The organism is Clostridioides sp. ES-S-0054-01 (assembly GCA_021561035.1).
GTDB lineage: Bacteria > Bacillota > Clostridia > Peptostreptococcales > Peptostreptococcaceae > Clostridioides.
This window is the reverse complement of the sequence record CP067346.1, coordinates 1,429,175-1,444,870: the sequence shown is the minus strand read 5'-3', so window position 1 is coordinate 1,444,870 and position 15,696 is coordinate 1,429,175. Positions and strand designations below refer to the sequence as shown.

Genomic DNA, 15,696 nt, shown 5'->3' with positions numbered 1-15,696 from the left:
AAAAGCTTTATCTACTAATAGATAAAGCTACAGTCTCAAAGAAAATATTTCATCTAATGTTCTGTCAAAGATGGACGGCTTATCGAATTTCCAAGTCCCTTCATAAACCAATTCATTATTTAGATAAAAAGTTCCTTGCCCATGTTTTTTACCATGCATAAATTCGCCTACATATTTTTTACCTTTTTCCCATATATAAATCCCCTTACCATGAATCAAATTGTTCTTCCATTCTCCTTCATAAAGTATTTCACCCTTACTATCATAGCAAATACCATACCCTTCCATCTTTCCACCTTTAAATTCGCCTGCATATATACATCCATCACTCCACTTATAAATACCTTTTCCATCCTTCTTGCCATTTTTCCAAGTTCCAATGTACTCATCTTTACTATTATAGAGCATATTTCCAACACCATTCATCATATCTTCTTCAAAATGACCTATATATTCATTTCCATTTGAAAATACAAAGTTTCCTTTTCCATTTTTTTTATCTTCTTTAAACTCTCCTATGTACTCCATAGCCGTCCCTTCATCAACAAAAAAAGTATATGACCCTTGACCTTCCATTTTTCCATCTAGAAATTTTCCTACATATATATCCCCATTTGAAAACTTATATATTTTATTTTTTGGTTTTTTTGTTTCAACATCATCTATATCACGTATCGTTTTTCCTTCTAATTCTAGTATTTCATTTTCTGGAGCAAAATAGCCCTTTTTTAAAACACGCTTCTTCATGTTCTTTATACTTCTAATCTCTTTGTTTACTTCATTTATATATTTTAAATAATTATCATACAAATTAACATATTCTTTAGATAAATTCATAATGCCATTCCTCCAACGTTATTCCTAGATATTTTACTAAATCTATTAAATTTATTATATCCTAATAGTGGTCATGTTTTCTACATATTGAGTAATTTTTTCAATTTTAATTTTAAAATGATATTTTTTAAAGTGATACACAAATTATTAATAAAACCTTTATTTGCTTATACTAAATTTAAACAAGCCGAGAGCTATAATATACGAATTCATATTATAAACTCCCAGCTTGTAAAATTTTCTATAAATCCTTTGCTTTGAACCCTCTTCCTTTTACCTCTGTAACATCATTTACAGATATAAATGCTTTTTTATCATGCTTCAAAGCTATATCTTTTATTTTTGGTATCTCATTTGATGATACTATTGTATATATAATCTTCTTTTTTTGATGAGTGTATGCACCTTCTGCATCTAAAAAAGTTACACCCCTAACTAAACTCTTCATTATATCTTCTGCTATTAAATCGACTTCATTTGACATTACCATAACAGATTTTTGATAATTCATTGCATCTTTAATAAAACTCATTGAATACGCATTTAAAAATAGACCTATAAGAGTGTACAATGCTAAATCTAATCCAAATAAAAAGCTTCCTGTAAGTACTATCAAGCCATTTATTGCTAAAGCAGTATCTTTCAGTTCTATATTCTTCTTAATTTTTAGTATTGCAGCTATTATATCTGTACCACCTTGGGAAGACCTAGTTCTAAATACAATCCCAACACCCAAACCAGATAATATACCACCATATACACTTTGAAGCAATATATCATGTATAGGTATAATCTTACTTATTTCTTGAGTTGCACCTAATAATAATGAAAATACAATCATATTTACTAAACTTGAAATACAAAACTCTTTTTCAAGGTATATAAACCCTAAGATAAATATTGGAATATTGATTAAAAATGTTAATAAACCCACATTTATATTTGTCAAATAGTTGATGGATGTTGCTATACCTGTAGCACCTCCACTAAGTAGATGTGCTGGTCTTAAGAACCCATTTATTCCTATAGATGTCATCAACATCCCAAATAACATCGTTGAATATCTTAAAACTGGATGTTTTTGTAGGGTATTCTTAACTTCACTCATTTCTTTCTCCCTTCAATCTTTCTAAATCTTTAGAATTTTAAAAACTCACTTTTACACATATTATTCCTGATGCAATAGATAATATTTCAAATAAATTTTTGTATATAATGTCTTGAACTGTCATCTATTACATCATCTATTATAGTAGCTTTTTCATATATGTCTAGTGCAATATTTTATATTCTAATCTTTAAAAACGTTCAAATCATCTCATTTATGCTTTAAATGAAACTCTTTCTAGCATAATATGATACTACTTATTATTTAACTTGCAATATAGTAAATTTATAGTATTTTTTTCTAAATATCCATTTAAACAGCAATTTATTTTATTTTAGCAAACCTAAATTTAATAATTATCTGTTCATAATTAATTCTTAAATGAAATTTTTGTTTTTATAATTTCAGTACATGATTTTTTTATTTCATTATTTGCATTTTTTTCATTCAGTTTTTATTTTAAATTTTTTTTATTTTATTTTGTTTTAAGTATTCAAGATACTGGTTTTAATTTTATTTTTATATAAAATTCATTATAATTGGGATTAGTATTACTGTAATTGTACCAGAAACTCCAATAGAAACGCCACTCATAGCCCCTTCTACTTCCCCAAGTTCAAAAGCTTTTGTAGTTCCTAGAGCATGTGCAGAAGTTCCAAGAGCAATTCCTTTAGCAACTGGATGATTTATATTTCCAAGTTTGAATACTGTAGAAGCAACCATACCACCAAAAATACCTGTAAAAATTATGGCTACAACTGTTATTGATTCTACACCATTTAAAGAATTTGCCAAAGATATTCCCATTGGTGTTGTTATAGATTTTGGAATAAGTGAATTTATTATACTTATTTCTGAATTAGCTATTTTACCAATTATCAGCACAGATAGAAGAGAAGTCAATATACCACAACTTATACCAATAAGAATCTCAAGCATATGCTTTTTAAATAATTCAAATTGCTTGTACAGTGGAACCGCAAGCACTACTGTAACAGGACCTAAAAAGAAATTTATATTATCAGCTCCTATCTTATAATTCTCATAGGGAATTTGGGTTATGCTTAAAAATAATATTATTCCAATAATTGCAATTAACATGGGATTACATATGGGGTTATTTGTTTTTCTCTGAATATATCTCCCTAAATTAAAAAATACTATTGTTACTATTATGCCAAATACTGGCGTCTGTAATACATTATACATTTTTTTGCCCTTCTTCCTTCTTTTTTATCATCTTTTCTACTATGATTCCAGTAGCATACATTACTATTAGTGTACTTAAACATATAACTAATAAAAGCACTAATACATTTTCCTTTATTAGGTCTAATGACTTTATAAGTGATACACCTGCTGGTATAAAAAATATAGCCATATTATCAAGGAAAAATCCACTTACATTTTCTATACTACTCAAATCTAAAACTTTAAATTGTAGTAGTAGGAATAATAATAGCATACCAACTATACTCCCAGGAATAAGTATGACTCCCTGCATAAAGGAACTTATGTACTCTCCTAATACCCATATACATAAAATTATTACTAATTGATTGAAAACTTTCATTTTCCACCTCCAAAAACTAAAGAGATTGCTTCAAATCATATATTTGTAGTTTTATCAACAAGCAAATATCTTTCTTGAAATAGAAAGTTATAATTTGATACAATCTCTTTTTAAATTTATTTTTATTTTAATTTAATAAAATACATATTTGGTTGTTTCAAAAAACTTAACTATATAAACCTATTTTTCACTTAAAATTTCTTTTATTTTTGAATTATTATACATACTATCGGGAACTTCACTTCTTAAACTATAAAAAATTTGTTGTGCATTTTTTAAATCACCATTATCATAATAAAGCATACCCAACTCGTAATATGAGTCATCATAATACTGGTCATGTTTAGTATAAGTATTTATATACTTTTTGTAATATTTTATGGCTTCATCCTTATTTCCTATCAACTTATTTGTTATTGCTAATTGATATATTGATTCAGAAATATATTTTTTAGTTTTTCCAGAAGAAACTACACTTTTAAAATTATCTATAGCTTTTTTATATTCTTTATTTTTCTTTAAATCTAGAGCTTGATAATATAAATCTTCCTCATCAGCTATAGTTATCTCTCTTTCTGGTTCTTTATTTTTAACCTCATTTAATTCCTCATTCGTTTTTTCTAATTTTTTACTCGTTTCTCCTAGCTTTTTATCAGTTTCATTTAGCTTTTCCTCTTTACTACTTATTTGGTTATTTAAATTTTCTATTCTTTTTTTGTTTTGAATCAAATATAGACCCATGCCTACTAAAACACAACCAACTATAATGTATGGTAAAATATTTTTCTTTCTTTTTACTTTTTTTACTTCTTCCTTTTTACTTGTATCTTTTTTTTCTTCTTCACCTTTTTCAAATATTGGATTATCTTTATCTAACTCTTTAAGTTTGTCTAAGTATCCCTCTCTCTTTTTTATATTGCCTAGTTTATCATACAACAAAGATAAAATTACATATGGCTCTATTAGCTCAGGTTCTTCTTCAACTATGTTTTCTAGAATATGTATTGACTCATAATTTAATTCTTCATTTATAAATCTTATAGAATGATTGTATCTTCCTAAAAAAGTTTTAAAATCTTCAGATGAAATTAGATTTACATATTTTCTAGATATATGATTATTTTCATAACATAAAGCAGTATAAAAACTCTCAAAGGCTTTAGCAAAATCACATTTTAATAACTTCAAAAGCCCTCTAAGATTTAGTATATCGATGTCTTTAGGATTTATCTCTAAAGCTTTATTGACCATATTAATAGCACTAGTTATATAATTTTTATATGCTAAATCCAATGCATTATTATATCTTTTATATGATTCTAATTTTAACTCCTTTGATGTTGTGTCTGACTTTGAATTTAAAGCTCCTTGTAAGTTCAATAGTGTTTCTTCTTTATAATTTGTAGTCACATAACTCTGTTTTAATGTTTTTAATGTTTCGTCACCGTCTTCTTCTTCTATATTAAAAAAAGTCAAATCACTTTTATTATCTTCTATCAAAGATATATCTAAAATTTTTCTAGGCATGTTTTCTATATCTTGTTTTATATCTTTAACTAAAATAATATTCACCTCCACTCTAAAATATATATTTAAGATAACATATTTAATATGTCAAGTCAAAACTATACATATTTTGCCATTATCCTCATAATAAAAAAGGTAATCCTCTTCTTTTTATGAAAAGGCTACCTCTTTTTCAATACTATTAACTTTTAATGTTGAATTTTTTTACTTTTCTATAGAGTGTGGCTATACCTATATTTAGTGCCTCAGCTACTTTTTTCATACCTTCTGTGTTGCTTCCATATTTTTTTATGGCATTTTCTATAGCTTCCCTTTCAAGGTCATCTATAGTCTTAACTTCTTGTTTATACAATTCATCTAATTTAAAAGATATTAAGTCAGACATACTCCTTACAAAAGCAGTTAACTCCTTATCTTTTGAAAGTATCTTTTCTTTTTGCTCTTCATTAAATGCAGCTATACCCAAGATTCCAAGTATATGCTCTCCCATTTTAACGGGAGTACATATATCAGCTAACTCTTTACAATTTTCTCTATTTGCACATTTATTACAGTTCTCTTCTATCTCCTTATTTATAACATAGGATTTTCCATCTTTTAAAACAAGAGAGTATACAGATTTCTCTGATATTGTCTCTCCTATTTTACCTCTGAATATTCCTGTACCTGCTATCCTAGTTAAATCTTTTGTAACTAAGGTAACATCTACATCCAACACATTAGAAATATTCTCGCAAATACTTTGAACGTAATTCGTTATATTATTTAAATTCAAAGTAATCCCTCCTATTTAGATTTATATTTTTTAATACTCTACATAAATCCTATTCTTGAGAACTTTAAGCTTGCGGTTGTGGTTGTGTCTCATTAGGCTTATTATCAGTTGGTGGTGTTTCTGGTTTTGGTTTATTATCCGGATTTTGATTATTTGTGTTCTGATTATTTTTATTTTCATCTGTATTCGGTTTTTCCTCTGGTTTTGGTTCCATAGTTCCAACTAATATAATACCTTCCTTCTTAGGATAATATGAATTAGCTATTTTTTCAGTTTTTATTTTCTTACCATTTGCATCATTAAATGTTCTATATGTTGATACAGAATATGCATTTCTTCCACTCTTATCTACTTTTTCTTTACCTTTAGGCATTGTAGGGTCATTAACCCTTTTCATTGTATTCTGTGAAACACCATCTAGTTTTGTTGATATTGTTATGTTTTGTTTATCTTCTGCACTTCCATATATGTTGCAAACAATTTGATTCCCTGAAACGTAATTTTTTATGTAAATTGGATGCTTTAGATTATTTTTAAATAAGAAATCTATTCCACTATCTGCAACAGTTGCATCTCTTCCTTTTGGAACATAGCTTGATGGTATTGTATGATTTTTTACATTAACAATTTCTAGACCTGCGTATAACACAGAATTGTATAATGTAGATGAAACTTGACAAACTCCTCCACCATAGTCTTCTTCCATCTCACCTTCCATTATTACAGGTGCACTCTTATATCCATTTTCCTTGCTTCTTTTACCTGTATGTTTATTAAATGAGAAAGTTTCTCCTGGCATAAGTAATATATTACTTATATTATCTGTTGCTAATTTTATGTTTATACTTCTATTTATTTGGGAAGTTTTAAACGTTGTTGAATACTTACCTAAATTTGTATCTATATTAGCAAGTTGCTCTTTTTTTACTTTTGCTGGAGTAGATTTTACCACTAACTCATTTTTATACTTACCTTTTTTAGTTTGATTATCAAAATTCTCCATACTCTTAGAAACATCCATTTTAAGACCATCAGAATCTGGTACAACCTTTACTTTTTCACCACTTATATCAAGAGTTGCATCTTTTACATCTACATCTATTTCTTTAGCTATTTTTTCCATTTCTGCTTTTAATTTATTTTTATCATAATTTATCACTACTACTAAGTTGCTCTTTTTCCCAAAATTTGCTGAAATAGTTTTTGATAAATTCTCAAAGAAACCACTCTTTCTATTTAAATTATATGCATTTTCTACTGTTTTATCCAAGTCAGTAGATAAATTTAAATCTTCGCTTTTTACTTTCCAACTTTTACCATTATAACTAAACTCAACATTCTCTAATTTGTATTTTTTAGCTAACTCCTGTTTTGCTTGTGGTTTAGTTAATTTTCCAATATTTACTCCATTAACATATGTGTTTTTTGCTATTTTCTCCCCTTTAAATTGCATAAACATTATGCCTATAAAAATTATTACTACTAATGCTACAGCTCCAATAGCTATAACTAGCTTTTTGTTCACACTAATCATCCCATACTTCTCCTTACAATAAAATTATTTATATACACCTACTATTATATTACTACATAATATGCCTTAAAAAATCAAAAACTTTTTAATTACATAATAATTTAACATTATTAATATAATTAATTAATATTCATTTAACCCATTTTCTGATATGGTATATATTTTTTCATTGTAAATATTAATGGCATAAACCTCTTTACCTCTAAAAAAACCTTTGTTTACTACAGCATAATAATAAATATTTTTATATTTCCCAAATAATTCCTCTAAACTCTTTTTACTTTTTACATATCTGTCAGCTTTTTCTATGTCTAATATCTCAATCTTTTTATACTTATTTTCTTTTTCATCAAGAGTATTAGTTAATACAAATTTAGCTTTATCTTTTGTAATACCAAATTGATAGCTTCCATCTTCTAATATTCTAAAGTATCCATCACCATAATCTACTTTGTAATCTTTTTTACCATCTTTATAGGAATATAAATCTTTAGTTTTTGCACTTACCAAGACCTCATTTATTAATTTGTCATACTCATATACTTCAGCATAATAGTATTTATTATTTTTTATCATTTGTGGAAGTGAGTTTATAGATAGATTTGCCTTGTCTTTCCCACTTTTTTTGGATATTATATTTATAATGTCATCAGACGTTAAAGTATACAATGATAGATTCTTTTTATATTTTTTTTCTAAACTCTGTACCTTTTCATCATCTGAATAATCTTCTTTTAGATATTCTATATACTGTAATGCTCTTTCATAATCTCCAGAAGTATTTGCCTCTTCAGCTCTACTTATATAGTAATCATACATTTCTTCAATACATTGTTCTTTCCCATTTTGAGCCATATCGTAATACTTTTCATCTTCTTTTAATACCTTATTATACTTTTCAATAGCTTCATAATACTTATATACTTTTTGGTCTTTTACTGCTGAATCATAAACATCTCTGGACTCTTTGATTGTTTCTATATTCTGTTTGTATACATCTAAGTTACTACCTATACCATTCAATATTGAAATAGTGTTTATATAGTTAATGGCAATATCATAAGTAGTATTTTCTTCTTTATACATTTCTCTAACTCTATCAGCTTGAACTAATAAATCCTCAACATCTATACTTATTTTGTTTAGCTCTTTCACTGTATTTATTAATCCAATAAAACTTTCTTGACTTATATCTCCATCCAAGTATTTATCACCACTATTTAATAGCAATTTGTTTATTTTTTTAGAAACAGATTTATTAAACCTTTCCATTTTTGAATCAGAAAACTTTTTTTCTATACTTGCATAATAATCAACAGCTATAGAATATTGTCTTTTCTCTATAATTTTTAACAACTCATTAGCTTCATTTCCTACACTAAACTCATTACTACTTAAGAAAAATATTATCATTAAAACAATTACACCTAGTGCTGATAATGAAATTGTAACTATAGATTTTCTTTTTTCATCAATAAAATCTACAGATTTCTCAAATAAATCTCTAAAATTCATTATAATTCCCTCTCCATTTAGCAATCTTTATATTTTATGGTAAACTAAATTTCTTATTGGTTATTATATCATAATTCCTGAAAAAAAATAAAAACACAACTTAAATCGTGTTTTTATTTTACCTATCAATCATTATTTTATACATAAATATTTCCTCTACATAAACTATGATATCTTTCTTTTTATATCCCTAGAATGACTCTTTTGTTTTTTATCAGCACTGACATTTTTCATTCTTGTTTTATGTATAGTTTTGCTATCAAATATTTTTCTAGCATTGCATAAAACAATTCCAATTGTTAAACAAACTGTAAGTATGCTTCCCATCAAAAAGTAATAATCCAATCCTATATGCACTCCCATAACTGAATTTATTAATACTAATGCAAAAGTCATTGCAAAACATATCATCATGGAGATAATTAAAATTCTTAGAATTTTTTTCAATCCACTCACCTCGTATAATCACTAAAATTGACACTAACCCTTATCCATTACTATACCAAATTAGTAAAAAAATAGCAATTACTATTGTCATTTATATTAGGAAAATATTAAATCTTTTTAATAAATATCTTTTTTTGACATAAGGGTTACTTAATTTTTAATAAAGTAGTAACACTAATATGTACTAATTAATAGAATAAAATAAATGATAATTTATTGAGGGGTGATTTACATGCCAAATTTGCCAAGTTTAGGATCAAAGGCTCCTGATTTTAAAGCCAATACAACAAACGGCCCTATTAGACTCTCTGATTATAAAGGTAATTGGATTGTTTTATTTTCACATCCTGGTGATTTTACACCAGTTTGTACTACAGAATTTTTATGTTTTGCTAAATATTATGACGAATTTAAAAAAAGAAATACGGAACTAATTGGTCTAAGTGTTGATAGCAACAGCTCACATTTAGCTTGGATGTACAATATGTCTTTACTTACAGGTGTAGAAATACCATTTCCTATTATAGAAGATAGAGATATGAGAATTGCCAAATTATATGGCATGATATCAAAACCAATGAGCGATACATCAACTGTTCGATCTGTATTTATTATAGATAATAATCAAATTTTAAGAACGATTCTTTATTATCCACTAACTACAGGAAGAAATATTCCAGAAATACTTAGAATAGTAGATGCACTTCAAACTAGTGATAGAGATAATATAGTTACTCCTGCAAACTGGTTCCCTGGAATGCCAGTGATTTTACCATATCCTAAAAACTATAAAGAATTAAAAAATAGAGTTAATAGCTGTAATAAGAAATATTCCTGTATGGACTGGTACTTATGTTTTGTACCAGATAATTATAATGATGAAGAATTGAACAAAAAAATTGATACTACTAGTAGTTGGAAAACAGAACATACTAAAAACATTGAAAAGGAATGTAATTGTGAACATGAACATCATGACTACATGAACAAAGATTTTGACTGTAAACAAGAACACAAGGCTGATATTAAAGATAATTACAACCATGACAAAAAATATAATAAAAATACTAACAAGGTTCACAATTCCAAGCAAGATAAGTTTAAAGATAAATCTTGCAATGAAATAGATTCTAACTATGATAAAGACAAATCTTGTGACAAAATAAATTCTAACTACGGTAAAGAAGATAGTAGTTATGAAGATTTCTACAAACACAATTATAAAAACTACGATTATACTAGTGAAAAAAACACTAAAAAAATAGCTATGAAGACTTTAAAAGATTCAAAAAAACTAGCTAGACCACAAATAACAGATCCATACAATCCAATAGTTGAAAATATAAACTGTCCAGATATAAATCCAATTGTGGCAGAATACGTTCTTGGTAACCCAACTAATGTAGATGCTGAATTATTGGATGCTGTTATCTTTGCTTTTGCAGAGATAGACCAGTCTGGCAATTTGTTTATTCCTTATCCTAGATTTTTAAATCAATTACTTGCTCTTAAAGCTGAAAAACCTAGCTTACAAGTAATTGTAGCTATTGGAGGTTGGGGGGCTGAAGGCTTCTCTGATGCAGCATTAACTCCTACATCTAGATATAATTTTGCAAGACAGGTTAATCAAATGATAAATGAATATGCTTTAAATGGAGTAGATATAGACTGGGAATACCCTGGAAGTAGTGCATCTGGAATAAAATCAAGACCTCAAGATAGAGAAAACTTTACACTACTACTAACTGCCATAAGAGACGTTATAGGGGATGACAAATGGCTTAGTGTAGCTGGAACAGGAGATAGAGGATATATAAATTCAAGTGCTGAAATAGATAAAATAGCTCCTATAATAGATTATTTTAATCTTATGAGTTATGATTTTACAGCAGGTGAAACAGGACCAAATGCTAGAAAACATCAAGCAAACCTTTTTGATTCTGACTTATCTTTACCAGGATATAGTGTTGATGCAATGGTAAGAAATCTTGAAAATGCTGGAATGCCTTCTGAAAAAATCCTTCTTGGTATACCATTTTACGGAAGATTAGGTGCTACTATAACAAGAACTTACGATGAACTTAGAAGGGATTATATAAATAAAAATGGATATGAATATAGATTTGATAATGTTGCTCAAGTCCCATTTTTAGTTAAAGATGGAGATTTTGCAATGTCATATGATGATGCTTTATCAATATTCTTAAAAACTCAATATGTTCTTAGAAATTGTCTAGGTGGTGTATTCTCATGGACATCAACTTACGACCAAGCAAATATATTGGCTAGAACCATGTCTATTGGTATAAATGACCCTGAGGTATTAAAAGAAGAACTTGAGGGGATTTATGGGCAATTCTAATAGAATGTAGGAAAATTTTATAAGTATATAAAAAATGCAGATTTTATTATATTAAATAAGCGATGTCTAATTAATACTACTAATTATTTATAAATTAGATACTTATTTTCTCATAATACAATCTGCTTTTTTAATCAAAATTTATTTAATTATAAGTTATTTAATTATAAATTAAGAGTTTAAATATACTCTTATAGCATCTCACTATATATAAATATTTTTTCATTATACACCAATAGCTTTTTTAGCTAATTTATCAGCTTCCTCATTATACTTATTTCCAGAATGTGCTTTAACCTTTGTAAATTTTACATTCAGTTTATTCTTAATGCTGTCATAGAAATTTTTATATGATATAGTTCCTTCTTTATTTGTTTTCCAAACTCCAGTACACCACTTTTCAATACCTTCATAGTCAAAATATAAAATCAAGTTTTGAATATTATTGTCAATACAGTACTTCATTGCAATTTTAGAAGCTTCTATCTCTCCAGCTACATTTCTCATCCCTACTAGAGTTTTCTCTTTTCCTTTTTCACTATAAGTTTTTATAACTTCATTATTTTTTAGAATCACAACACCTGAACCATACATCTTTATTGAATGTTCATAACTTCCATCTACATATGCTTCTATAAACTCCTCATCTTCTTTAAAGCTCAATTTTTCTGGCCCATAAATATACTCTTTTGCTTCTTGTAAAGTAGGAAAACTTTTATATTTAGCTCCTGAAAATCCATTTACTTGTTTTTTGCACTCATCCCATGTATTATACACACCTATACTTCTACCCTTTTTTACAGCATAAAACTTTTGTTTTGCCAAATATATCACTCCCACTCTTAGTTTTTATGTTCTTCTCTCATAAATATATCTAAATTTATCATATATTTTCTATCAAAATACTTTACTTTCATATCTTTATTTACAATATCAATATAATACACTTCTCCTTTTATAGCTCTTTGTCTTATATTTTCATTCATAGCTTTTCTTATAATATCCTTATCAACATCATTGTTGTCTATTTTAGAATCAACATTCAACGCTTTTATAGTATCAAATATAACCGATTTTAGTATTAAACCTCTAGATTTATTTAAATGTTGCTTTATATAAGTATAAAACTCATTGCTATTCATCTTTGAAATTTTACAACCATGTAAGTCTTTCTCTAGTCTTTTTAGTACACTTATATTAGTTCCTACATCAAAAACCACAAAACATCCATAGTCATATTTACTTCTTAAAATTCTCCCCATGGCTTGCTTTACCTTTATGGTCATTTGAGGATAATTTATAGTATAGTAATCTATATCGTACTTCTTCATTATAGTAAAGTACAAAGGGTCTTTTGGGTTTAGATTTGGAAGCTTGTCTAAAGTTACACAAACCAAACCATCTCCTGGAATATCTACCCCTTCAAAACATCCTTTTGAGCCAAGTACTACACACTTTCTATTTAAGTCATTAAGATGCCTTATACCCTTTTTATCAGCATAAATTTCTAAGTTAAAACTATGTAAGTATTTTTTCAATATTTCATAAGTCTTTTCTTGTCTATCTTTACTATTAAAAAGAGCCAATGTATGTCCTTCTGTAATCTGTGATATATTAGATATAATTTTACTCATTTCATTTGGAAATTCAGAGTTTCTGTACTCACAGATATCAGAAAATGCAACTACAGAAACTCTATTTTTATAATCAAAAATTGGTTCTATAATCTTTTCTACATTCTTAACTCTGTCTATTCCTAATGTATTTTTAAAATAAGACATACTTTCAGATAAACTCAAAGTTGCAGATAAAAATATTCCTTTCTCTAATTGAGATAAAATATTTTCTTCAAACAAATCCGCTATTTTTAACGGCACTACTCGAAATTCAAAATCATTATAATTCTTATCAACTTCAACTATCCTTGCATAATCATCCTTTTCATCATACTCTAAAAAGATTTCAAAGATAATCTTTATATCCTCTAAATCTCTTGTCTTTGCCTTTCCAAATTTATATATATCTGCTTCTTTATCTATACTATCATCATCAATATTCCTATAAATTATTATTATTATTGAAACTAAATTTCTTATTATTTTTTCACAACTTAACTTTATCTTTTCACTATAAGCTCTATAGCTTATTTCAGTATCTACGCCATCCTTATTTAGCTTTCCCACGATTTCATCTATTTGCAAATTCAGTTCCCATCTTAAATTATAATTACTTACACTATTATATTCACTACCACTACCAAAGTTTAATATTGAATCTACCTCTTCAAGAATTAGATTTATACTTCTAGCAATTTTTTGTTTATCTTCTCTTTCAATTTTTAGTACATTATAAAATTTATCAAAAGCCTTTATTTTCCTCATATTTCTACTATATTTTTTATATATAAAGCTACTATTTTGAATAAACTCGTAAGGATAAATTTCTTGCAATAGATACCTTAAGGACTTTGAATTTATAATACTTGAAAAAAAATCATATCCTTTTTCAGTCAAATTATGTGCCTCATCTACTATTATATTTTCTAAAGGTTTTTCATCCTTATATGGCCATTTAGCTAATAGTGAATGATTTACTACCGTTATATGTTCTTCTTTCAATTCTTCTATTCTATTTTTATATAAACAATCCTTTTTACATTTTTTAGGTCTGCACATATTTGAGTCACAACTTATATTTCTTAAGTGAATGCTTATTTCATTGAAATTATCCAACACCCAATAATTTATTTCTTCTATATCTCCATACTTACCACCTTCAACTAACCTCTCTAAAAATATTAAAGATAATATTTCTCCTTTAGTAGGGTTTTGAGATTCATAATCTGTTATATATGATTCCAGTCTATCTATACAGATATAGTTATTTTTTCCCTTTATATATCCATAACTTACTTTTCCATTTAGACCCAAAGAATCTAACACATTTGGAATATCTTTATTTATTAATTGTATCTGCAATTCCTTTGTATCAGTAGAAATTAACAATCTTTTTTTATTAATTCTAGCTTCTAGTATTGCAGGCAATAAATATCCTACACTTTTACCTATACCAGTTGGTGCTTCTATACATGCAATTTTTTCTTCGTATTCACTATTTCTAAACAACTCCCGTATTGTTTTAGTAAGCTCATATTGACCAGGTCTATACTCATATGTAAATCCTTCTTTATTCTCCCAGATGGCTTTGTACTTTAATAATTCTTCATAATTTTTTTCTTCTTTATTTAAAATTTTTAATGTTTCTTTTTCTTTTTTATTTTCTTCTTTTGAATTAAATCTCTTATATTCTTTTTTGATATTTATATTGTTTGATAAATCATAGTTTGCCTCTTCTAAAAATTTACTCCATTCCCATGTTGAAAGATTAAACTTATTAAAATACGAATTTATTTTAAAACTCAATGGCTCTAAAGTAGTTTTTTCGTAACTGCTAAATCTTACGAGAAGGCAATTTACAATATTTATGATATCAATAGCATCTGATAAAGCTCTATTTTTCACTTTAGAATTACAATTGGTTACATTATTTTTTAAATACTCTAAACTATACTCTTTATGATATGGCTCTAAAATAACTGCTAACTCAATTAAATCGACAAATCTGTTTTTTAACTTTGGCATATGATACTCAAAAAACTTTTTTTTCAAACTTAAATCATGACATATAATCACACTATCTTCTACAAAATTTATAAGTTCATCTTCTACTTTTTCTATCTCATAAGCTGTCTCTAAATCATTTTTTTCTAAATTACTAAATAGTGAAAATACTTCTATAGGTATATTGTATTTATTTTTTATTAATGATTGATAGGTCTCTATTTTCCAATCTTTAACCTTAACAACACCAACTTCTAAAATTTCTGAATTTAAATAATCTAATCCACTAACTTCTATATCTAAAAAAACAACATCATTTAATAAACTTCTTATATTATCCATCTTTAATATCCCTTCAAGTTAAATCAGTCTAACTTATCTACAATGATTTCTCTTTA

12 protein-coding genes are annotated in these 15,696 nt (G+C 26.8%); 1 reads left to right on the top strand and 11 read right to left on the bottom strand.

The features are described from left to right. Positions 1-27: 27 nt before the first annotated feature. The 9 genes from JJC02_06965 to JJC02_06925 form a co-directional block, all read right to left on the bottom strand. Entirely contained in the window at positions 28-837 is an 810-nt protein-coding gene (locus JJC02_06965; protein ID UDN55906.1) for a hypothetical protein, read from the bottom strand. A gap of 241 nt (positions 838-1,078) precedes the next feature. After that, on the bottom strand, positions 1,079-1,945 hold the full coding sequence (locus JJC02_06960) for a YitT family protein (protein UDN55905.1): 867 nt from the start codon (positions 1,943-1,945) through the stop codon (positions 1,079-1,081). Between the two features lie 519 nt (positions 1,946-2,464). Continuing rightward, a complete protein-coding gene (locus tag JJC02_06955) occupies positions 2,465-3,154 on the bottom strand; it encodes an LrgB family protein (GenBank protein UDN55904.1) in 690 nt (229 codons plus the stop codon). Then, the gene (locus JJC02_06950) at positions 3,147-3,518 is read right to left on the bottom strand and encodes a CidA/LrgA family protein (protein ID UDN55903.1); all 372 of its coding nucleotides are present in this window, start codon (positions 3,516-3,518) and stop codon (positions 3,147-3,149) included. The genes JJC02_06955 and JJC02_06950 overlap by 8 nt, the downstream gene beginning before the upstream one ends. Positions 3,519-3,698: 180 nt before the next feature. Further along, a complete protein-coding gene (locus tag JJC02_06945) occupies positions 3,699-5,045 on the bottom strand; it encodes a tetratricopeptide repeat protein (GenBank protein UDN56392.1) in 1,347 nt (448 codons plus the stop codon). Between the two features lie 181 nt (positions 5,046-5,226). Continuing rightward, a complete protein-coding gene (locus tag JJC02_06940) occupies positions 5,227-5,820 on the bottom strand; it encodes a Fis family transcriptional regulator (GenBank protein UDN55902.1) in 594 nt (197 codons plus the stop codon). A gap of 64 nt (positions 5,821-5,884) precedes the next feature. Then, positions 5,885-7,354, bottom strand: coding sequence for a VanW family protein (locus JJC02_06935; protein ID UDN55901.1), 1,470 nt, complete (start codon positions 7,352-7,354; stop codon positions 5,885-5,887). 123 nt (positions 7,355-7,477) lie between these two features. Then, positions 7,478-8,869, bottom strand: a complete 1,392-nt coding sequence (locus JJC02_06930; protein UDN55900.1) for a UbiD family decarboxylase — start codon at positions 8,867-8,869, stop codon at positions 7,478-7,480. A gap of 165 nt (positions 8,870-9,034) precedes the next feature. After that, positions 9,035-9,283 (bottom strand): hypothetical protein, encoded by a 249-nt coding sequence (locus JJC02_06925; GenBank protein ID UDN56391.1) that lies wholly within the window; start codon positions 9,281-9,283, stop codon positions 9,035-9,037. A gap of 265 nt (positions 9,284-9,548) precedes the next feature. Here JJC02_06925 and JJC02_06920 point away from each other — a divergent pair, with 265 nt between their 5' ends. Then, positions 9,549-11,678 (top strand): peroxiredoxin, encoded by a 2,130-nt coding sequence (locus JJC02_06920; protein ID UDN55899.1) that lies wholly within the window; start codon positions 9,549-9,551, stop codon positions 11,676-11,678. Between the two features lie 225 nt (positions 11,679-11,903). Here JJC02_06920 and JJC02_06915 read toward each other — a convergent pair whose 3' ends face one another. Together JJC02_06915 and JJC02_06910 are read right to left on the bottom strand one after the other, a co-directional pair. Then, the gene (locus JJC02_06915) at positions 11,904-12,503 is read right to left on the bottom strand and encodes a ribonuclease H family protein (protein UDN55898.1); all 600 of its coding nucleotides are present in this window, start codon (positions 12,501-12,503) and stop codon (positions 11,904-11,906) included. Positions 12,504-12,520: 17 nt separating this feature from the next. Then, entirely contained in the window at positions 12,521-15,640 is a 3,120-nt protein-coding gene (locus JJC02_06910) for an exonuclease (protein ID UDN55897.1), read from the bottom strand. Positions 15,641-15,696: the final 56 nt, after the last annotated feature.

Bases quoted from the DNA above. Each gene is read 5' to 3' on its own strand.
- JJC02_06965 (UDN55906.1), bottom strand. From the start codon at position 837: ATGAATTTATCTAAAGAATATGTTAATTTGTATGATAATTATTTAAAA.
- JJC02_06960 (UDN55905.1), bottom strand. From the start codon at position 1,945: ATGAGTGAAGTTAAGAATACCCTACAAAAACATCCAGTTTTAAGATAT.
- JJC02_06955 (UDN55904.1), bottom strand. From the start codon at position 3,154: ATGTATAATGTATTACAGACGCCAGTATTTGGCATAATAGTAACAATA.
- JJC02_06950 (UDN55903.1), bottom strand. From the start codon at position 3,518: ATGAAAGTTTTCAATCAATTAGTAATAATTTTATGTATATGGGTATTA.
- JJC02_06945 (UDN56392.1), bottom strand. From the start codon at position 5,045: ATGCCTAGAAAAATTTTAGATATATCTTTGATAGAAGATAATAAAAGT.
- JJC02_06935 (UDN55901.1), bottom strand. From the start codon at position 7,354: ATGATTAGTGTGAACAAAAAGCTAGTTATAGCTATTGGAGCTGTAGCA.
- JJC02_06930 (UDN55900.1), bottom strand. From the start codon at position 8,869: ATGAATTTTAGAGATTTATTTGAGAAATCTGTAGATTTTATTGATGAA.
- JJC02_06925 (UDN56391.1), bottom strand. From the start codon at position 9,283: ATGATGATATGTTTTGCAATGACTTTTGCATTAGTATTAATAAATTCA.
- JJC02_06920 (UDN55899.1), top strand. From the start codon at position 9,549: ATGCCAAATTTGCCAAGTTTAGGATCAAAGGCTCCTGATTTTAAAGCC.
- JJC02_06910 (UDN55897.1), bottom strand. From the start codon at position 15,640: ATGGATAATATAAGAAGTTTATTAAATGATGTTGTTTTTTTAGATATA.